Below are 19,680 nucleotides of genomic sequence, written 5' to 3' on the forward strand. Positions count from 1 at the left end.
TAGTGCTTACCGATGTGCCGGACCGCCGCCCGCGGGGAGGCTGGGCCGTGGGCGCGTCCCGGCGCTGCCGCCCGCCCGTCCCGCACCCGTCCGCGCACCGTCACCGGAGGCACCGATGAGCACCCACCACGCGCGCGTCCCCGTGCCGACGTCGGCCGCACCGGCCCCGGCCGCGCCGCAGGCCGCCGCGCCGACCGCACCGGGGACGCTGCGTCCCGCCGCCGCCACGCTGACCGTCGGCGCCGCCGACGACCACGCGGAGCACGCCGCCGACGCGCTGGCCGACCGCGCGCTGTCCCGGCTCGACGGGGAGGACCCGCACCGGCACACCCCCGGGTGCGGGCACCTGCGCCGGTCGTTCGACGGGGCGTCGGGCGTCGTCGGGGCCGCCGGCGGGGCGCTGGACGCCGACGTGACGTCGCAGGTCGAGGCGGCCCGGTCGGGCGGCAGGGGGCTGCCGGGCCCGGTGCGCCGGCGCATGGAGTCCGCGTTCGGCACGGACCTGGGCCACGTGCGCGTCCACACCGGACCCGAGGCGGGGCGGCTGTCGCGCGCGATGTCCGCCGAGGCGTTCACCACCGGCGACGACATCTTCTTCGGCCACGGCCGGTTCGCGCCGCACGACCCCGTGGGCGAGAAGGTGCTGGCGCACGAGATCGCGCACGTCGTGCAGGAGACCGGCTCGCGCGCGGTGCGGCGGTTCTCCAACCCCTTCAAGAAGCTCTTCGGCACGGGGGCGCCGGCCGCGCCGACCCAGAAGGAGCTCGACCGGCAGAAGGTCAAGGAGGGCAAGGTCGCGGAGAAGGCCGAGCTCGCGGCTCTCGCGCAGGACCGCGCGAAGGGTGAGCAGGGCCGCGCGAACCTGTCGAGCATGGTCCACGACGACGACGGCATCACGTCGGTCACGGCGGGCGAGCGCATGGACGTGCTGTGGGCCCGGTTCGACAAGGCCCTCGCGTACGAGGTCCGCCTCTACAACCGGCTGGTCGCCGACGGCACCCCGGCGCCGGACGCGGCGCAGGAGGCCTACGACGCGACGTGGCACGGGAAGTTCCGGTCGCTGGAGTCGGTGCGCCCGCCGCGGGAGACCGCCGCCGAGCGGCTCATGCTGCAGGTGCGCTCCGCCCGGCACGTCGAGGAGCGGCACACCGAGGCCGTGGAGGCCGAGGAGGAGGAGCTCGCCGGGTCGCGGGTCATGCCGACGGAGCTCGAGGACGTGTACGACCGGATGGTCACGGCCGCGCGGACCCTCACGACGGCCGACCCGACGCTGCACCCCGAGCTCGCGCGCGACAGGGCGGCGAAGCAGGTCCGCGCGTCGCTCACGCCGAAGATCGCGGGGAGGCTGCCCGTCCGCAACTCCGTCGTCGACCGTGAGGCGTGGACGCTCGCCGAGCAGCGCGCCCCGATCCTCGAGGCCCGCCGCGAGCGGCAGGCGCAGGGCGTGGCGGCGAACCTCGCGGCGCTGGACCGGCTCGACAGGGGCGATGCCGCGGCGGGGACGGCCGAGTCCCTCGGCAGCACCGCCCTGTCGGGCATCGAGTCCGCCGGCGGGGCGATCGCCGACCGCTACACGCCGGAGCTCACGGGCTCCCCGGGCGGCTCGGACCTGTCGGTCCCGGAGCAGCTCGACGGCGGCGCGGTCGACGCCATCTCGCGCGCGAGATGGCGCACGGCCAACGGCGTGCGGTCCGACGACGACTACGAGAACCTCGCCGACGACCCGCTGAAGACCGCCGGGGGGCAGGCCAAGGAGGGGATCTCCACGGTCACCGGGATGCTCGGCGGCCTCCTCACCGCGGTGCGCGAGGCCTTCGCGACGGCCCGCTCGGTGCGTGACGCCTGGAAGGAGAAGGACCCGTACGCCGCGATGGCGGCGACGAAGTCCGGCGCGTCGGCCGTCGACGGGCTGGTGTCCGCCGCGAAGTCGACGGCGAACCTCGCCAAGCTCATCGACTCGGGCGTCGCCGGCGGCGTCGCGAAGGTCGTGCCCGGTCTCGACATCGCGGCGTCCGCGCTGGCGATGGTCAAGGCCGTGACCGACGTCGCGGTCGCGGGCATGCGCCAGCACGAGACGGACACCGCGATGTTCGCGGCCCGCCTCAACCGCGCGGGCAAGAACGCGAACGTCATGGTGTGGCCCCTGATGAACGTGTCGCGCAGCCACACCAAGAACCTCGAGAGCACCACGTGGGCGCTCGGCTCGTCGGTCGTGGACCTCGGCCTGTCGATCGGGCAGGTCGCCTCCGGCGGCGGGTTCGGCATCCCCGCGGCGATCAAGGGCGTCAAGTCGGTCGTCGACAACGTGCACTCCCTCGGCCACTTCATCGCCGACGAGGTGTTCGTCGTGCAGGCGCAGACCGCCGAGCGCGAGTCCGCCGTGCAGCACCTCGAGGGCGGTGCCGAGCACGAGCTGCGCCGCCACCCCAAGGCCGCGGTCGACGGGATCATCCTGCGGGCGGCGGCGAAGGACCCGACGGCCGAGGCGTTCCTCGCCAACTACCGCGTGCACGGCCGCCCGGTGGGCCGCGCACTGCTCGACCGGATCAAGCCGCGCGCGGTGGCCGCCCACGACCCGCGCCGGCAGCGCTCGGCGCCGACGGACCTGCGGGCCGCGGAGCAGGAGCAGCTGACGACGGACGACGGCGCGCTCGCGCTGATCCGCGAGGCCGTGCTGGAGTCCATGGGCGTCGACGCGGACCCGCAGACGGTCTTCGAGCGCACGCGCGCGGCCTTCGAGGACGCGGTCGGCGTCGCCGGCGGCACCGCCGGCGGCCTGGTGGACCGCTGGCGGCGCTCGGGGGCGCTCGCGGGTGAGCGCAACACCGCGCAGGCGGGTGCCGAGGCGAACGGCGGCAGGGTGCGCGACGACCGCGGCCTGTTCTGGCGCGTCCGCCAGACCCTCAAGGGCGAGGAGCACCTGGCCCGCAAGGAGCGGATGACCGCGGTGCTGACCGCGCAGGGGACCGGCGCCCCCGCCGTCGGGCTCGTCGTCGGCGCGCACACCCTGGCCGCCGACGCGACGCCGCAGCAGTACGCGCAGTTCGTCGACACCATCAGCGTCCAGGACCTGGAGGCCGAGCTGGCGGCCCGCCCGCAGCGCAACTCCCCGGAGATGGTCGACCTGCTGCTCGAGCTGCTGCAGCGCAAGCTCACCGAGGCCGCGGGGACCACGCCGTGAGGCCGCTGCTGACCGCGGTCGCCGCGGCGCTCGCCCCGGCGCGTCCGCTGCGCGCGGACGACGCCGCGGGCACGCTCGACCTCGCCTCGCAGCTGCCCGGCGGGGAGCCGGTGCTGGTGCTCGTCCGTGAGGAGGCCGCCACGGTCACCTGCTACGGCCGGGTCCCCGTGGACGTCCCGGCGGACCGCGCGGCCGACGTGGCCCTGCTCGCGGGCGCGCTGACGGCGGACCTGTTCACGACGTGCGTCGAGGCCGGGTCCCCGGCCGGCACGGTCGCCGTGCGCGGCTCGCTGGCCCTCGGGCCGCTCGCGCCGGTCCCCGACGGCCGGCCCGTCCTGCACCCCGACGTGCTCGGGGCGCTGCTGCTGGCGGTCGTCGAGGACGTCGAGGCGACGGTCGAGCGCGTCCTGGACGCGGTCGAGGACGTCGTCGCGGGCACCCGCGGCCCCGCCGAGGCCGCGTACGACGTCCGCACCGCGGACCTCGACGCGCTGGTCCTGCAGGTCGAGGCGCTCGACGCGGACTGACCGTCAGGCGACGGTCGTGCGGACCGGGCCCGGCACCACGACCTGCACCACGCCGCCGTACGCGCACACGCACATCGCGCCCTGCGCGAGGACCGGCTTCCCGCCGACCACGGTGCGCGGGGCGGCGGGCGTCCACGTCCCGGTCGTGGCCGGCACGCACGGCATCGGGGTCAGCACCCCCAGGGCCGCCGCCGTCGCCGCCGCGACCTGCGGGTTGGCCAGGGACAGGCACATCGCGAACGGGGGGACGTTGACCAGGGGCGCCGCGTCCGAGACGGTCGCGACCGGGCGGCCCTCGACCAGCACGCGCGGCGTCGGCAGCGCGACGAGCGTCGCGGGCGCCGTCCCGAAGGAGCAGGTGACCGTGGCCGACGTGGTGACGGGCAGGGGCACGGCTCAGCGCCCCGAGCCCGCGACCGACGCGGTGAGCTGCTCACCGGTCGTCGTGACGAGGCAGGTCACGGTGGTGTCGCCCTCGGACCACCCGCGCGCCGACGGCAGCAGGTAGGTGAGGAAGAGGTCGGAGTCGCGGTAGTCCACGCCCACGTACTCCGCGAACCGCTCGGCGCACGCGCCGTCGGCGAACGCGGCCAGGGCGTCGACGCCCGGGTGGGCCTCGGGGCCGTCGAGCGCGTCGGGCACCAGCGCGTAGACCTCCATGTGGTGCGGGGCGTCGCACGCGACGGTGGTGACGTCGGTCAGCTCGGCCTGCACGTCGTCGGGGGTGACGACGCAGTCGCCGACGGCGAGGTCGAGCACCTGCGTGGCGCTCGTCCCGTCGTCCCCGAACCACGCGCAGCCCGCGACGGCGGCGTTCGTCAGCAGTGCCGCCCCGACCAGGGCTGCCGCCCGTGGCCGTCGCGTCGCCGTCCTGCGTCCCACTGTCCCTCCCACCGTGCTGCCGGTGCGCACCGGCCCGTGCAGCGTAGGTCGCGGGCGGGGCGGTGCCATCCGTAGTCGCTGCGCAAGTCCGGTGCGCACGACGGCGGGGAGCGGGGTGGCAGACCGGTCTCCGCCTGCGGCGAACACGGGACGTGGTGGAGGTACCCCGCCGTTAGCATCGAAACACGCCGCTTCGTCGGCTCCGCCCGGACCCCTGCCGGGTGGCGCAGCCGGGGCACGCCGCTCGTGAGGAGTGCACATGTTCGAGAGATTCACGGACCGAGCCCGTCGCGTGGTCGTCCTCGCCCAGGAAGAGGCGCGGATGCTCAACCACAACTACATCGGCACCGAGCACATCCTCCTGGGCCTGATCCACGAGGGTGAGGGTGTCGCGGCCAAGGCCCTGGAGTCCCTCGGCATCTCCCTGGAGGCCGTCCGCGCCCAGGTGCAGGAGATCATCGGCGAGGGCCAGCAGGCGCCGAGCGGGCACATCCCGTTCACGCCGCGCGCCAAGAAGGTCCTCGAGCTGTCGCTGCGCGAGGCGCTGCAGCTCGGCCACAACTACATCGGCACCGAGCACATCCTGCTCGGCCTGATCCGGGAGGGCGAGGGCGTCGCCGCCCAGGTCCTCAACAAGCTGGGCGCCGACCTCAACCGGGTCCGCCAGCAGGTCATCCAGCTCGTCTCGGGCTACCAGGGCAAGGAGCCGGTCGCGTCGGGCGGCCCCGCCGAGGGTCAGCCCTCGGGGTCGGCGGTGCTCGACCAGTTCGGCCGCAACCTCACGCAGGCGGCCCGCGACGGCAAGCTCGACCCGGTCATCGGGCGCGAGAAGGAGATCGAGCGGGTCATGCAGGTGCTGTCCCGCCGCACCAAGAACAACCCGGTGCTGATCGGCGAGCCCGGCGTCGGCAAGACGGCGGTCGTCGAGGGCCTGGCGCAGGACATCGTGCGCGGCGACGTGCCGGAGACGCTGAAGGACAAGCAGCTCTACACGCTCGACCTCGGCGCGCTGGTCGCCGGCTCGCGCTACCGCGGTGACTTCGAGGAGCGCCTGAAGAAGGTCCTCAAGGAGATCCGCACGCGCGGCGACATCATCCTGTTCATCGACGAGATCCACACGCTCGTCGGTGCGGGTGCCGCCGAGGGCGCGATCGACGCGGCGTCGATCCTCAAGCCCATGCTGGCGCGCGGTGAGCTGCAGACCATCGGTGCCACCACGCTCGACGAGTACCGCAAGTACGTCGAGAAGGACCCGGCCCTGGAGCGTCGCTTCCAGCCGATCCAGGTCTCCGAGCCGAACCTGCAGCACGCGATCGAGATCCTCAAGGGCCTGCGCGACCGCTACGAGGCGCACCACCGCGTCTCCATCACGGACTCCGCCCTCGTCGCCGCCGCGACGCTGGCCGACCGGTACGTCAACGACCGGTACCTGCCGGACAAGGCGATCGACCTGGTCGACGAGGCCGGCGCCCGCCTGCGCATCCGTCGCATGACGGCCCCGCCGGAGCTGCGCGAGCTCGACGAGCAGATCGCCGAGACGCGCCGCGACAAGGAGTCCGCGATCGACGAGCAGGACTTCGAGAAGGCCGCGCGCCTGCGCGACGAGGAGAAGCAGCTCGGGCTCAAGCGCGCCGAGAAGGAGAAGGCCTGGAAGAACGGCGACCTGGACGCCGTCGCCGAGGTCGACGAGGAGCTCATCGCCGAGGTGCTGGCGAACGCCACGGGCATCCCGGTGTTCAAGCTCACCGAGGAGGAGTCCAGCCGACTCCTGCACATGGAGGAGAACCTGCACAAGCGGGTCGTCGGGCAGGACGCGGCGATCAAGGCGCTCTCGCAGGCCATCCGCCGCACGCGTGCGGGCCTCAAGGACCCGAAGCGTCCCGGTGGGTCGTTCATCTTCGCCGGCCCCACGGGTGTCGGGAAGACGGAGCTGGCCAAGGCGCTCGCGGAGTTCCTCTTCGGGGACGAGGACGCGCTGATCCAGCTCGACATGTCGGAGTTCTCCGAGAAGCACACGGTGTCGCGGCTGTTCGGGTCGCCTCCCGGGTACGTCGGGTACGACGAGGGCGGTCAGCTCACCGAGAAGGTGCGCCGCAAGCCGTTCTCGGTCGTGCTGTTCGACGAGGTCGAGAAGGCGCACGCGGACATCTTCAACTCGCTGCTGCAGATCCTCGAGGACGGTCGCCTGACCGACTCGCAGGGCCGCGTCATCGACTTCAAGAACACCGTGATCATCATGACCACGAACCTCGGCACGCGGGACATCGCCAAGGGCGTCATGACCGGCTTCCAGGCCGGTGGCGAGCTGGCGACGGACTACGAGCGCATGAAGGCCAAGGTCAACGACGAGCTCAAGACGCACTTCCGTCCCGAGTTCCTCAACCGCGTCGACGACGTGGTGGTCTTCCCCCAGCTCTCGCAGTCCGAGATCTTCGCGATCGTCGACCTGATGATCGCCAAGCTCGACAAGCGCCTGCGCGACAAGGACATGGCCATCGAGATCACGCCGGCGGCCAAGAAGCTGCTGTCGGAGAAGGGCTACGACCCGGTGCTCGGTGCCCGTCCGCTGCGTCGTGCGATCCAGCGGGACATCGAGGACGCGCTGTCCGAGAAGATCCTGTTCGGCGAGCTGAAGGCCGGTCAGAAGGTCATCGTCGACGCCCAGGGCGAGGGTCTGCTCGGGGAGTTCCTGTTCCGGGGCGTGCCGCGCGGCACGCAGGACAAGGAGCCGCTGCCGGTCGGTGCGACCGTCGGCACGCCGGGGTCCGGCACGGACGTCCCGGCGGCGCCCACGGCCCCGGCCCGCGGTGACGGCGGCACGGGGCTCGCCCCCGCCTGATCCGCCCGCGCTCGCGCGTGAGCACGAAGGCCCCGGTCCCGCGAGGGACCGGGGCCTTCCGCGTGCCCGGGGCCTTCCGCGTGCCCGGGCCGGGGGCGGACGGCGTGCCCGCGCGGTGGTTTCGCGCACGATGTCCGCCTCGGGTGTTTGACGATATATCTCCCCTCCTGCAAGAGTCGGGCAGCCGTCGACGGCAGGGCGCGTCCGGTCGGTGCTCGACGAGGGGCACGACGCACCGGGCGCGTGCACGAACCGGTGGACCTGGCGTCGGCAGGGGGCCCCGGGCGCCGCCCGGGATCGGCCGACTCGACGAAGAGGGCAGATCTGATGAGGGTCACGAGGACGGTGGCGGCATCGGCCGCACTGGTCATGGGCGCGCTGGCGCTGGGGGCGTGCGGGAGCTCGACCGACGAGGGTGCGCAGGGGGACGGTGCCGTCACGATGACGTTCTGGCACAACTCCACCACCGACGCCGGCAAGGCGTACCAGCAGGAGATGGCGGACGCGTTCGAGGCCGAGAACCCCGGCGTCGAGATCACCCTGCAGGTGGTGCAGAACGAGGAGATGGACGGCAAGCTGCAGACCGCCCTGAACTCCGGGGACGCGCCGGACATCTTCATGGCCCGCGGCGGCGGCAAGCTCGCGGACATCGCGGAGGCCGGCCAGGTGATGGACCTGACGGACCTCGTCGACGACGCCACCCGCGACGCCCTGGGCGGGACCATCGACGCCTTCACGATCGACGGCAAGGTCTACGGCATGCCGACGGCGGTCCTGCCCGGCGGCATCTTCTACAGCAAGGACCTGTTCGCCCAGGCCGGCATCGCGTCGACGCCGACGACCATGGCCGAGCTCGAGGCGGCCGTCGCCGCGCTGGAGGCCGCAGGCATCGAGCCGATCGCCCTGGGTGCCAAGGACGCGTGGCCCGCAGCGCACTGGTACTACTTCTACGCCCTGCGGTCCTGCTCGCAGGAGGCGATCGAGCAGGCGGCGAAGGAGCGCAGCTTCGACGACCCGTGCTGGACGCAGGCGGGGGAGGAGTTCGCCGACTTCGCGGCGCTGCAGCCGTTCAACGAGGGCTTCCTCACCACCTCCGCGCAGCAGGGCGCGGGGTCGTCCGCCGGCCTGATCGCCAACCACCAGGCGGCGATGGAGCTCATGGGCGCGTGGAACCCCGGCGTCATCGGCGGCCTGACGCCCGACGGCGAGCCGCTGGCCGACCTCGGCTGGTTCCCGTTCCCGCAGGTCGAGGGCGGTGCCGGCGACCCGACCGCGATGATGGGCGGGATCGACGGGCTCAGCTGCCACGTCGACGCCCCGGCGCAGTGCGCGCAGTTCCTCAACTTCCTGCTGCGCAAGGAGAACCAGGAGGGCTTCGCGGAGGCGTTCGTGTCGCTGCCCGCCAGCAAGGAGGCGCAGGGCGTGGTGACCGACCCCGCGCTGCAGGAGGTCCTGGCCGCCTACGACGACGCCGCCTACGTGTCGGTGTGGCTCGACACGCTCTTCGGGCAGAACGTCGGCAACGCCCTGAACGGGGCCGTCGTCGAGATGCTCGCGGGCGACGGGGACGCCGCGAGCATCGTCTCCGCCGTCAACGACGCGGCCGCCAAGGAGTAGCGGTGCCGGGCACCGGCCGCCCCGTGCGGCGTGCACGGCACCCCTGTGGCGGGCGTGCGGCGGGTAGGACCTCGGTCCGTGGCCGACCGGCCCACCGCCCACTATGACGGGGCTGTCACCGGGGGTGTCCTGGGCATATGCCCCGGCTGTTTCGATATCGTTATCGAACGAGTTTGACGATCCAGCGAGGCCGCTGTCAGAGTCGATCACAGCCCCGCGCGGCGGGGTGAGGGTGGAGGCGCCGCACGGTCGCGTCGCACGTCGTCACGACGTGAGCGGTCTGCAACGCTCGACCCGCCCTCGAGGCGGCCCCCCGGGTTCGTCCAAGCACTGTGTGGCTCAACGAAGAGGGACAGACCATGAAGGTAAGGAAGACACTGGCGGCCACGGCTGCCGTGCTCATGGGCGCTCTGGCGCTGACCGCCTGCGGCGGTTCCGACGACAGCGCCAGCAGTGGCGGTGACACCGAGCTCACGTTCTGGCACAACTCCACGACCGGTGACGGCAAGGCGTACTGGGAGGCCACCGCGGCGGCCTTCGAGGAGGCCAACCCGGGTGTGACCATCAAGATCCAGTCCATCCAGAACGAGGACATGGACGGCAAGCTCCAGACCGCCCTGAACTCGGGCGACGCGCCGGACATCTTCATGGCGCGTGGTGGCGGCAAGCTCGCCGACATCGTCGACTCCGGCCAGGTCATGGACCTGACCGACAAGATCGACGACTCCGTGCGCGAGTCCGTCGGCGGCGCGCTCGACGCGTTCGCGGTGGACGGCAAGGTCTACGGCATGCCGACCGCCGTGCTCCCCGGTGGCATCTGGTACAGCAAGGACCTGTTCGCGCAGGCCGGCATCACCGAGACGCCGACCACCATGGCCGAGCTCGAGGACGCCGTCGCCAAGCTCAAGGCCGCGGGCATCCAGCCCATCGCCCTGGGCGGCAAGGACGCCTGGCCCGCCGCGCACTGGTACTACTTCTTCGCGCTGCGCGCCTGCTCGCAGGACACGATCAACGAGTCGGCCGCCGAGATGAACTTCGACGACCCGTGCTGGCTGGAGGCGGGTCAGGAGTACGCGGACTTCGCCGGCATCGAGCCCTTCAACAACGGGTTCCTGACGACGACGGCGCAGCAGGGTGCCGGCTCCTCGGCCGGTCTGCTGGCCAACCACCAGGCCGCGATGGAGCTCATGGGTGCGTGGAACCCGGGTGTCATCGCCGGTCTGACGCCTGACGGCGAGCCGCTGGCCGACCTCGGCTGGTTCCCCTTCCCGGCCGTCGAGGGTGGCAAGGGTGACGCGACGGCCATGATGGGTGGCGTCGACGGGTACGCCTGCCACGTGGACGCTCCCGACGCGTGCGCCGACTTCCTCAACTTCTACATGGGGCAGGAGCACCAGGAGGGCTACGCCGAGGCGTTCGTCACCCTGCCGGCCTCGAAGGACGCGCAGGGCGCTGTCACCGACCCGGCCCTGCAGGACGTCCTCGCGTCCTACAACGACGCCGCCTACGTGACGGTGTGGCTCGACACGCTGCTCGGCCAGAACGTCGGCAACGCGCTCAACGGCGCGGTCGTCGAGATGCTCGCCGGCAACGGTGACGCCGAGAGCATCGTGGCGACGGTCAACGCCGCGGCAGCCAAGGAGTAACTGGTCCGATGAGCAACTCCCAGGGCGGGAACGCGCTGCTGAGGACGTCGACGCCCGGGGATGGCTCGGTCGTCGGGGGCGGTGCCGGTACGGCACCGTCCCCGGCGCGCCGGCCCCGCCGCAGGGGTGACTGGCGCAAGCGTGCCGAGATCACCCTCCTCGCAGGCCCCGCGATCGTCGTCTTCGTCGCGTTCGTCATCTTCCCCGTCGTCATGGCGGCGTACTACGGGTTCTACAAGTGGAAGGGCTACGGCGTCCCGACGGACTTCGTGGGCCTCGAGAACTACATCACGATCCTGCAGGACACGACCTTCCACGACGCGTTGATGCACAACGGCTTCATCGTCGTGATGTCCCTCGTCATGCAGGGACCGGCGGCGGTGGTGCTCGCGCTGCTGCTCAACCGCAAGATGCGCGGCCGCGGCCTCATCCGGGTCCTCATCTTCGTGCCCTACGTCGTCTCCGAGGTCATCGTCGGGACCGGCTGGAGCCTCATGCTCCAGACCACGGGTGCCGTGAACGACCTCTTCGCCAAGATCGGGCTGGAGGGCTGGGCGGTCGACTGGCTGTCCGACCCCGACGTCGCGATCTGGTCGCTGATGATCATCATCACGTGGAAGTACATCGGCTTCGCCGTGATCCTCTTCCTCGCGGGTCTGCAGTCCATCCCCGAGGAGCTCCACGAGGCGGCCGCGATCGACGGTGCCTCCTACTGGCAGGCGCAGCGCAGCATCACGCTGCCGCTGCTCGGCCCGACCGTCCGCATCTGGGCGTTCCTGTCGATCATCGGCTCGCTGCAGCTGTTCGACCTCGTCTACATCATCTGGGGCCAGTACGTGTCCGCCACGGCCGGCACCTCGACGATGGCGACCTACATGGTGCTCAACGGGCGCAACGCGGGGAACTACGGGTTCGGTAACGCCGTCGCCGTGGTCCTCTTCCTCATCTCGCTGGTCATCGCGCTGACCTACCAGCGCTTCGTGCTCAAGCGGGACACCGAGGGCGCGCTCACTGGAGGGAAGAAGTGATGGCCGCCAGCGCGGTTCAGGCAACCCCGGCGAAGCTGCCCGCCCCCGTGCGGCGCCGCGGCAAGTCGCTCGACAAGGTCAACCCGCTCGTCTACGTGGTGGCGTGGCTCCTCGTCGGCATCTGCGTCGGGCCGGTCATCTACATCATCCTCGGCGGTCTGCGCACCAACTCGCAGATCACCGCGGACCCGTCCGGGTTCCCGACGACCTGGGAGTGGGGCAACTACTCCGCGGTCCTCAACAGCTCGCTCTTCTGGCAGCAGGCCGGCAACTCGGCGATCAGCGCGATCGCCACGACGGCCGGTGTCGTGGTCCTCGGGGTCATGGCGAGCTTCGTGCTCGCCCGCTACGACTTCAAGGCCAGCGGCGCGATGTACTCGCTGTTCGCCGCGGGTCTGATGTTCCCGATGACCGTCGCGATCACGCCGCTGTACATCATGATCAAGAACCTCGGTCTGATGAACAGCCTGGCGGGCATCATCCTCCCGCAGATCGCGTTCGCGCTGCCGACGACGATCATCATCCTGGTGCCGTTCCTGCGGGCCATCCCCAAGGAGCTGGAGGAGGCCGCCGCGATCGACGGGGCCAGCCGTCTCGGGTTCTTCTTCCGGATGGTCGTCCCGCTGTCGATCCCGGGCGTCGTCACGGTCGGCATCCTCGCCTTCGTGGCGGCCTGGAACAGCTACATGCTGCCGTTGTTCATCCTCAACGACGACACGATGTACACCCTGCCTCTGGGTGTGCAGTCCTTCGCGTCGCAGTACTCGGTCGACACCGCCCGGGTCCTCGCGTTCACGTCGCTGTCGATGATCCCGGCGCTGATCTTCTTCTCGCTGTTCGAGCGGCGGATCGTCGGCGGTCTGACCGGCGCCGTCAAGGGCTGACGACCCCTTCTGCGCGCCCGTCCGGGTCCGTCCCGGGCGGGCGCGCAGCCGTACCACCTCGCCATACCTTCCGAAGGAGCACCACCCCGTGTCCGACACCCTCGGCAGCGCCGCCCAGCAGCGGTCGTCGCACGTCCCCGCCATGCCCGTCGTCTCCGCCCGGGTGCGTGACCTGCACGCCCGGATGACCCTCGAGGAGAAGCTGGCGCAGCTGGTCGGCTACTGGCTCGACCAGAACGGCACCGTCGCCCCCATGCAGTCCGAGATGGCCTCGGGCCAGAAGGACTCGGGGCAGCTCGCCGAGATCACGCGGCACGGCCTCGGCCACTACACCCGCGTGTACGGGACGCGTCCCGTCGAGCCGGCCGAGCGCGCCGCGTGGCTGTGGGCCGAGCAGCGTCGCCTCAAGCGCGAGACGCGCCTGGGCATCCCCGCGCTGGTGCACGAGGAGTGCCTCACGGGCCTGGCCGCCTGGCAGGCCGCGAGCTACCCGACCCCGCTCGCGTGGGGCGCGTCGTTCGACCCCGAGCTGGTGCACGAGGCCGCGCGGGCCATCGGTGACTCGATGCGCGAGCTGGGGATCCACCAGGGCCTGGCCCCGGTGCTCGACGTCGTCGGCGACCCCCGCTGGGGCCGCGTCGACGAGTGCATCGGCGAGGACCCGTACCTGGTCGGCACGGTCGGCACCGCGTACGTCCGCGGCCTGCAGGACGCCGGCGTCCACGCCACCCTCAAGCACTTCGTCGGGTACTCGGCCTCCGCGGCCGGCCGCAACCACGCGCCCGTCCACGCCGGACCGCGCGAGCTCGCCGAGATCTACCTCCCGCCGTTCGAGATGGCCGTGCGCGACGGCGGCGTCCGCTCGGTGATGAACTCCTACGCCGACGTCGACGGCATGCCGATCGCGGCTGACCCGCACTACCTGACCGAGGTGCTGCGCGAGCAGTGGGGCTTCGACGGCGTCGTCGTCGCCGACTACTTCGCGGTCGCGTTCCTGCAGGTCATGCACGGCGTCGCCGCCGACCGCGGCGAGGCGGCCGCGCTGGCCCTGGCTGCCGGCCTGGACATCGAGCTGCCCACCGGTGACGCGTTCCTCGAGCCGCTGGCCGAGCGGGTGCGCGCCGGCCTGACGGACGAGGCGCTGGTGGACCGCGCCGTCCTGCGCGCCCTCGCGCAGAAGGAGGAGCTGGGTCTGCTCGACCCCGAGGCCTTCGAGGACGAGCCGCCCACCGACATCGACCTCGACTCCCCGCGGCACCGCGAGCTCGCGCGGCGCCTCGCGCAGGAGTCGGTCGTGCTGCTGTCGAACGACGGCGTCCTGCCCCTCGCGCAGCCGCGCAAGGTCGCCGTCGTCGGCCCCAACGCGGCCCGCCCCGAGGCGCTCATGGGCTGCTACTCGTTCGCCAACCACGTGCTGGCGCACCACCCCGGGCTGCCCCTCGGCTTCGAGATCCGCAGCGTGCACGAGGCGCTGGCCGCGGCACTGACCGGCGACGTCACGTACGCCGAGGGCTGCACGGTCGAGGGCGACGACACCAGCGGCTTCGACGCCGCGGTCGCCGCCGCGCAGGACGCCGACGTGGCGGTCGTCGTCGTCGGTGACCAGGCCGGCCTGTTCGGCCGAGGCACCGTCGGTGAGGGCAACGACGTGCAGTCGCTCGAGCTGCCGGGCGTGCAGCGCCGGCTGGTCGAGGCGCTCGTCGCCACCGGCACGCCCGTCGTCATGGTGCTGCTCACCGGGCGTCCCTACGCCATCGGCTGGGCCCTGGACGGCGAGGGCCCGCGGCCCGCCGCGGTGCTGCAGGCGTTCTTCCCCGGGGAGGGCGGCGGCGACGCGATCGCCGACCTGCTCACCGGCGTCGCGAGCCCGTCCGGCCGGCTGCCCGTCTCGCTGCCGCGTGCCGCGGGCGCCCAGCCGTTCCGGTACCTGCACCCGGTGCTCGGCGGTCCGTCCGACGTGACGTCGACGGACCCCACGCCGGTCCGGCCGTTCGGCTTCGGCCTCGGCTACACCACGTTCGCGTACGACGACCTGCAGGTGGACCCCGAGGTCGACTCGGCGGGCGTCTTCACCGCGTCGGTCACGGTGACCAACACCGGTGACGTCGCCGGGGCGGACGTCGTCCAGCTCTACGGCCGTGACGTGCAGGGGTCCGTGGTGCGACCGGTCGCGCAGCTGCTCGGCTACGCCCGCGTCGAGCTGGCCGCCGGGGCGTCGCGCCGTGTGACGTTCCGCGTGCCGACCACGCGCGTGGCGCTGGTCGACCGGCGCCTGGTGCGCGTGGTCGAGCCCGGCGACGTCCAGGTCTGGGTGGCGTCGCACGCCGGCGTCGCGGACCCGTCCGACGTGGCCGCCGCCACCGGCGGTGCGATCACCAACAGCCGCGAGGTCACCCGCCACGTGCTGCCGGGCAGCAGCACGCGGCGCGCCACCCTGCGCGTGACGGGTGACGTGCACGAGGTCACCGCCGCCGACCGGCGGATCGTCGACGTGGAGGTCAGCGACGCATGAGCACCGTGAGCAACCCGATCCTTCCCGGGTGCTACCCCGACCCCTCGATCTGCCGGGTCGGTGACGACTACTACCTCGTCACCTCGACGTTCGAGTACCTGCCGGGGCTGCCGGTCCTGCACAGCCGCGACCTGGTGAGCTGGGAGCAGATCGGGCACGTCGTCGACCGTCCCGGGCAGCTCGACTTCACCGGGATCGCGTCGTCGGGCGGCCTGTACGCCCCCACGATCCGGTACCACGACGGGCAGTTCTGGGTGGTCTGCACGCTCGTCGACCAGCGCGACGGCAGCCGGGGCGGCAACTTCCTCATGACCGCCACGGACCCGGCCGGCCCGTGGTCCGACCCGATCTGGATCGACTCGTTCGGCATCGACCCGTCGATCTTCTTCGACGACGACGGCCGCATCTGGGTGCACGGCACCCGGCTGGCCGAGGAGCCGCTCTGGTACCACCAGACCGAGGTCTGGGTGCGTGAGCTCGACCCGGAGACCAAGAAGCTCGTCGGGCCCGAGCACGTCATCTGGCACGGTGCGGTCGAGGGCGTCGTGTGGGCGGAGGCACCGCACATCTACAAGGTGGACGGCACCTACTACCTCATCGCGGCCGAGGGCGGCACGGAGTTCCACCACGCCGAGAGCGTCGCGCGTGCGGACGCGGTGACCGGCCCGTACGTCGGGACCAAGGGGAACCCGGTGCTCACGCACCGCCACCTCGGCCGGGCGCACGAGGTCGTCGGCGCCGGTCACGCGGACCTGGTGCAGGCGGCGGACGGCAGCTGGTGGGCCGTGCTGCTGGCCATGCGCACCTACGGCGGCTACCACTACCCGCTGGGCCGCGAGACGTTCCTCGTGCCCGTGGTGTGGGAGGACGGCTGGCCGGTGTTCGCACCCGGTGTCGGCAAGATCCCGGACCAGGTGGACGTGCCGTTCGCCGGCACCCCGGTGCCCGGCGTGGTCCAGGGTGCGGCGTCCGGCGTCGTGCCGCCGGCCGACCTGCGCTGGACCGCCGTGCGCGCCCAGCCGAGCGAGGTCGCGACCCCCGCCGGTGAGGGCTGGGACCTGTCCCTGCGGCCGGCGACGCTCGCGGACCTCGAGGTCCCGGCGTTCCTCGGGCTGCGGCTGCAGCACCGGGACGCCGACCTCACGGCGCGCGTGCGCGCCGACCTGGGCCAGGGCGAGGAGGTCGGGCTGGTCGTCCGGCAGTCGGAGAAGGACCACGCGCGCCTCGCCGTCACGGCCGAGGGCGACGTCCGTCGCGTCCGCGTCGTGCACCGCCAGGACGGGCAGGAGCGGGTGCTCGGCGAGGTCACTCTCGCGGCGTCCGCCGACGCGCCGCTGGTGCTGGGCGTCCGGGCCCGTGGCGCGGACCTGCAGCTGCTGGCCGGCGTGGGCGACTCCGCGCCCGTCGTCGTGGCCACGGCCGACGCGACGCAGCTCGACACCGTGGCGACCGGTGGCTTCCTGGGCCTGTGGCTCGGGGTCTACGGCACGAGCAACGGCGCCCCGACGGACACCGTGGCGCACGTCCAGCGCGTGGAGTACGTCCCCGCCGGCTGACGTCGGGACCGGCAGGTCCCCCGGCCGCACGACGACGAGGCCCGACCCCGGCAGGGGGTCGGGCCTCGGTCGTCGTCAGGGGTGGGTCAGGCGACCACGCTCAGCATGCCGACGACCGCCCCGAGGACGATGCCGATGACGGTGGCCACGATCGCGATGACGAACGCCACGGTCCCCAGCGGCTCGCGCCGCGAGAACTTGCCGATGCTGGCGAGGACGATCGCCACGCCCCCGAACAGGATCGGCACGAACAGCAGCGCGATCGCCGACAGCGGGAACGAGATGATCGACAGCACGCTGGACCGCTTGGCGGGGGTGGGCGGCAGCGCCCCCTGCGGGTCGGAGGCCGGGTAGGTCGGGTACGGGGCCTGGGACATGGAGCTCCTCGGTGAGGCGGGTGGGACGTCGCAAATCTCATCACCGGGAGGCCCCGCCCGCCCGTCGAGCCGTGGATGTCACCCGTTCGTCCCACCGGGGCGGGGGCTGGGGACGGGTCGCGGCGCAGGGCGGTCCGGCGTCGGCCGGACCGCCCCGCGCACGGCCGGGCGCCGGACGCTCCTGCGCGCCGGGCGGACCCGTCAGCGCCTCCGGGCGGACGGGTCGGTGATCGACGGCGGGTGCCAGCCCGCGTCGGCGGGGTTCAGCGTGACCCCGGGCGGGACGATGCGGTCGATCTCGTCGAGGACGTCCGCGGGGAGCCGGACGTCCAGGGCCGCGAGGGCCGCGTCGAGGTGCCCCGGCGTGCGGGGGCCGATGATCGCGCTGCTCACGGCCGGGTGCGCCAGGACGAACCCGAGCGCGAGCTGCACGAGCGTCAGCCCCGCAGCCTCGGCGACCTTGGTGAGCTGCTGCACGGCCTCGGCCTTGCCGACGTTCTCCGGCAGTGCCGGGTCGTGGCGGCCCGGCTGCCGGTCGTGCCGCGGCGAGCCGGCGCGCGACCCGTCGAGCGCGCGACCCGACAGCCACCCGCCGGCCAGCGGGCTCCACGGCAGCACGCCCAGCCCGTACTCCTGCGCGAGCGGCAGCACCTCGCGCTCGACGCCGCGCGCGAGGACCGAGTACGGCGGCTGCTCGGTCGCGGGCCGTGCGAACCGGCGGTCCGCGGCGACCCACTGCGCCTGCACCAGCTGCGAGGGCAGGAAGGTCGACGTCCCGACGTACAGCACCTTGCCGGCGCGCACCAGGTCGTCGAGCGCGCCGAGGGTCTCGTCGATCGCCGTGCCCGGCTCGGGGCGGTGCACCTGGTAGACGTCGATCCGGTCGGTCTGCAGCCGGCGCAGCGAGTCCTCGACCGCCCGGACGATCCAGCGCCGCGAGTTGCCCGCGTGGTTGACCTCGTCGGACAGCCGGCCGTGCACCTTGGTGGCCAGCACGACGTCGTCGCGACGTCCCGCGAGCGCCTTGCCGACGATGGTCTCGGACTCCCCGCGGGCGTACACGTCGGCGGTGTCGACCACGTTGATGCCGGCGTCGAGCGCGCGGTGCAGGATCGCGGCCGTCTCGTCGTGGTCCGGGTTGCCCCAGGCGCCGAAGTTCATGGTGCCGAGCGTCAGCGGGGACACCTGGACCCCGGTGCGGCCGAGCGGGCGGTACGTGGTCATGCGTGTGCTCCTTCGTGGGTGGTGCCGGAGGTGGCGTCCGCGGCGAGGACGCCGATGCCCAGGCCGGGCGTGGTGCGGGTGCGGGGGTGCGGGGGGCGTGCGAGCCCGTAGTGGTCGCGCAGCGTCGTGCCGGTGTACCCGCTGCGGAACAGGCCCCGGTCGACGAGCACGGGGACGACCTGGTCGACGAAGTCCTCCAGGCCCGACGGCAGCACGGCGGGCATGATGTTGAACCCGTCGGCGGCGCCCGCGTCCCACCACTCCTGGATGGCGTCGGCGACCTGCTCGGCCGTCCCGGAGAACGTGCGGTGCCCGCGGCCGCCCCCGAGCCGGCCGATGAGCTGCCGCACGGTCAGCCGCTCGCGCCGCGCCAGCTCGACGATCAGCGTGTACCGCGACTTCGCACCCTCGATCTCGTCCTCGCTCGGCAGGTCGGCGGGCAGCTCGCGGTCCAGCGGCAGGTCGTCGGGGTCCACGCGCAGGGTCTTCGCCAGCTGGGCGCGGGCGTACTCGGGCCGGATGAGCCGGTCGAGCTCCTCCTCCTTCGCGCGGGCCTGCGCCTCCGTCGCCCCGATGACGGGCACGATGCCCGGCAGCACGAGCAGCCCGGCGGGGTCCCGGCCCCACTCGACGGCCCGGCGCTTGAGGTCGGTGGCGAACGCGAGGGCGTCGTCGAGCGTCTGCTGCGCCGTGAACACCGCCTCGGCGTAGCGCGCGGCCAGGTCCTTGCCGTCCTCCGAGGACCCGGCCTGGACCAGCAGCGGGTACGCCTGCGGCGACCGCGGGGTCGTCAGCGCCCCGGCGACCCGGAAGTGCTCACCGACGTGCTCGGGCGGGTGGATCCGCGCGGGGTCCCCCCACAGGCCGGCCTCCTTGTCGCCGATCTCGACGTCGTCCTCCCACGAGTCCCACAGCGTCAGCGCGACGTCGATGAACTCCGCGGCGCGCTCGTAGCGGGACCGGTGCGACGGCAGCTCGTCCTGCCCGAAGTTGCGGGCGGCCTCCAGGTGCGCGGTCGTCACGATGTTCCAGCCCGCGCGCCCGCCACTGATGTGGTCGACCGACGCGAACCGGCGGGCCAGGTTGTACGGGTCGTTGTAGGTGGTCGACGCGGTCGCGATCAGCCCGATGCGGCTCGTCACCGCGGCGATCGCCGCCAGCACGACCGTCGGCTCGAGCGTGCCCGACGGCCGTCGGCCCACGTCGCGGAACAGCGCCGGGCCGTCGGCGAAGAAGATCGAGTCGAGGTGCCCGCGCTCGGCGGTCTGCGCGAGCCGCTGCAGGTACCCGATGTCCGTGCTGCGGTACGACGGGTCGGACTCCGGCAGCCGCCACGACGCCTCGTGGTGGCCGGTGCTCATGAGGAACGCGTTGAGGTGCAGCTGCCCCTCGCGGCGGGGTCGGGTG

At 72.9% G+C, this 19,680-nt stretch carries 14 protein-coding genes; 9 read left to right on the forward strand and 5 right to left on the reverse strand.

The genetic code is table 11. The features are described 5' to 3' along the window. Positions 1-115 precede the first annotated feature (115 nt). Together BMZ16_RS02845 and BMZ16_RS02850 are read left to right on the forward strand one after the other, a co-directional pair. Positions 116-3,181, forward strand: coding sequence for an eCIS core domain-containing protein (locus tag BMZ16_RS02845; RefSeq protein ID WP_089798070.1), 3,066 nt, complete (start codon positions 116-118; stop codon positions 3,179-3,181). Next, a complete protein-coding gene (locus tag BMZ16_RS02850) occupies positions 3,178-3,708 on the forward strand; it encodes a hypothetical protein (RefSeq protein WP_089798071.1) in 531 nt (176 codons plus the stop codon). Before BMZ16_RS02845 ends, BMZ16_RS02850 begins: the two co-directional genes overlap by 4 nt. A gap of 3 nt (positions 3,709-3,711) precedes the next feature. On the opposite strand, the gene BMZ16_RS02855 is transcribed toward BMZ16_RS02850, so the two are convergent. Together BMZ16_RS02855 and BMZ16_RS02860 are read right to left on the reverse strand one after the other, a co-directional pair. After that, complete coding sequence (locus BMZ16_RS02855) at positions 3,712-4,101, reverse strand: DUF4280 domain-containing protein (RefSeq protein WP_089798072.1); 390 nt, start codon at positions 4,099-4,101, stop codon at positions 3,712-3,714. 3 nt (positions 4,102-4,104) lie between these two features. Further along, positions 4,105-4,590, reverse strand: coding sequence for a septum formation family protein (locus tag BMZ16_RS02860; RefSeq protein WP_177199568.1), 486 nt, complete (start codon positions 4,588-4,590; stop codon positions 4,105-4,107). Between the two features lie 259 nt (positions 4,591-4,849). Here BMZ16_RS02860 and BMZ16_RS02865 point away from each other — a divergent pair, with 259 nt between their 5' ends. The 7 genes from BMZ16_RS02865 to BMZ16_RS02895 all read left to right on the forward strand — a co-directional run bounded on the left by BMZ16_RS02865 (position 4,850) and on the right by BMZ16_RS02895 (position 16,672). Next, on the forward strand, positions 4,850-7,429 hold the full coding sequence (locus BMZ16_RS02865; protein WP_089798074.1) for an ATP-dependent Clp protease ATP-binding subunit: 2,580 nt from the start codon (positions 4,850-4,852) through the stop codon (positions 7,427-7,429). A gap of 327 nt (positions 7,430-7,756) precedes the next feature. Continuing rightward, positions 7,757-9,046, forward strand: coding sequence for an extracellular solute-binding protein (locus tag BMZ16_RS02870; RefSeq protein ID WP_089798075.1), 1,290 nt, complete (start codon positions 7,757-7,759; stop codon positions 9,044-9,046). 359 nt (positions 9,047-9,405) lie between these two features. Further along, positions 9,406-10,692 (forward strand): ABC transporter substrate-binding protein, encoded by a 1,287-nt coding sequence (locus BMZ16_RS02875; RefSeq protein ID WP_089798076.1) that lies wholly within the window; start codon positions 9,406-9,408, stop codon positions 10,690-10,692. Between the two features lie 8 nt (positions 10,693-10,700). Then, entirely contained in the window at positions 10,701-11,720 is a 1,020-nt protein-coding gene (locus BMZ16_RS02880) for a carbohydrate ABC transporter permease (RefSeq protein ID WP_089798077.1), read from the forward strand. Then, positions 11,720-12,604: a carbohydrate ABC transporter permease gene (locus BMZ16_RS02885; RefSeq protein WP_089798078.1), complete on the forward strand. Its 885-nt coding sequence runs from the start codon at positions 11,720-11,722 to the stop codon at positions 12,602-12,604. The genes BMZ16_RS02880 and BMZ16_RS02885 overlap by 1 nt, the downstream gene beginning before the upstream one ends. 142 nt (positions 12,605-12,746) lie before the next feature. After that, entirely contained in the window at positions 12,747-15,116 is a 2,370-nt protein-coding gene (locus BMZ16_RS02890) for a beta-xylosidase/alpha-l-arabinosidase (RefSeq protein WP_089798679.1), read from the forward strand. Further along, the gene (locus BMZ16_RS02895; protein ID WP_089798079.1) at positions 15,113-16,672 is read left to right on the forward strand and encodes a glycoside hydrolase family 43 protein; all 1,560 of its coding nucleotides are present in this window, start codon (positions 15,113-15,115) and stop codon (positions 16,670-16,672) included. Before BMZ16_RS02890 ends, BMZ16_RS02895 begins: the two co-directional genes overlap by 4 nt. 86 nt (positions 16,673-16,758) lie before the next feature. Here BMZ16_RS02895 and BMZ16_RS02900 read toward each other — a convergent pair whose 3' ends face one another. The 3 genes from BMZ16_RS02900 to BMZ16_RS02910 form a co-directional block, all read right to left on the reverse strand. Next, positions 16,759-17,049, reverse strand: a complete 291-nt coding sequence (locus BMZ16_RS02900) for a M48 family metalloprotease (protein ID WP_089798080.1) — start codon at positions 17,047-17,049, stop codon at positions 16,759-16,761. A 201-nt stretch (positions 17,050-17,250) separates the two neighbouring features. Then, entirely contained in the window at positions 17,251-18,273 is a 1,023-nt protein-coding gene (locus BMZ16_RS02905) for an aldo/keto reductase (RefSeq protein WP_089798081.1), read from the reverse strand. Continuing rightward, positions 18,270-19,634: an LLM class flavin-dependent oxidoreductase gene (locus BMZ16_RS02910; RefSeq protein WP_089798082.1), complete on the reverse strand. Its 1,365-nt coding sequence runs from the start codon at positions 19,632-19,634 to the stop codon at positions 18,270-18,272. Before BMZ16_RS02910 ends, BMZ16_RS02905 begins: the two co-directional genes overlap by 4 nt. Positions 19,635-19,680: the final 46 nt, after the last annotated feature.

The sequence above is a fragment of the Cellulomonas sp. KH9 genome (assembly GCF_900114185.1).
Lineage (GTDB): Bacteria > Actinomycetota > Actinomycetes > Actinomycetales > Cellulomonadaceae > Cellulomonas.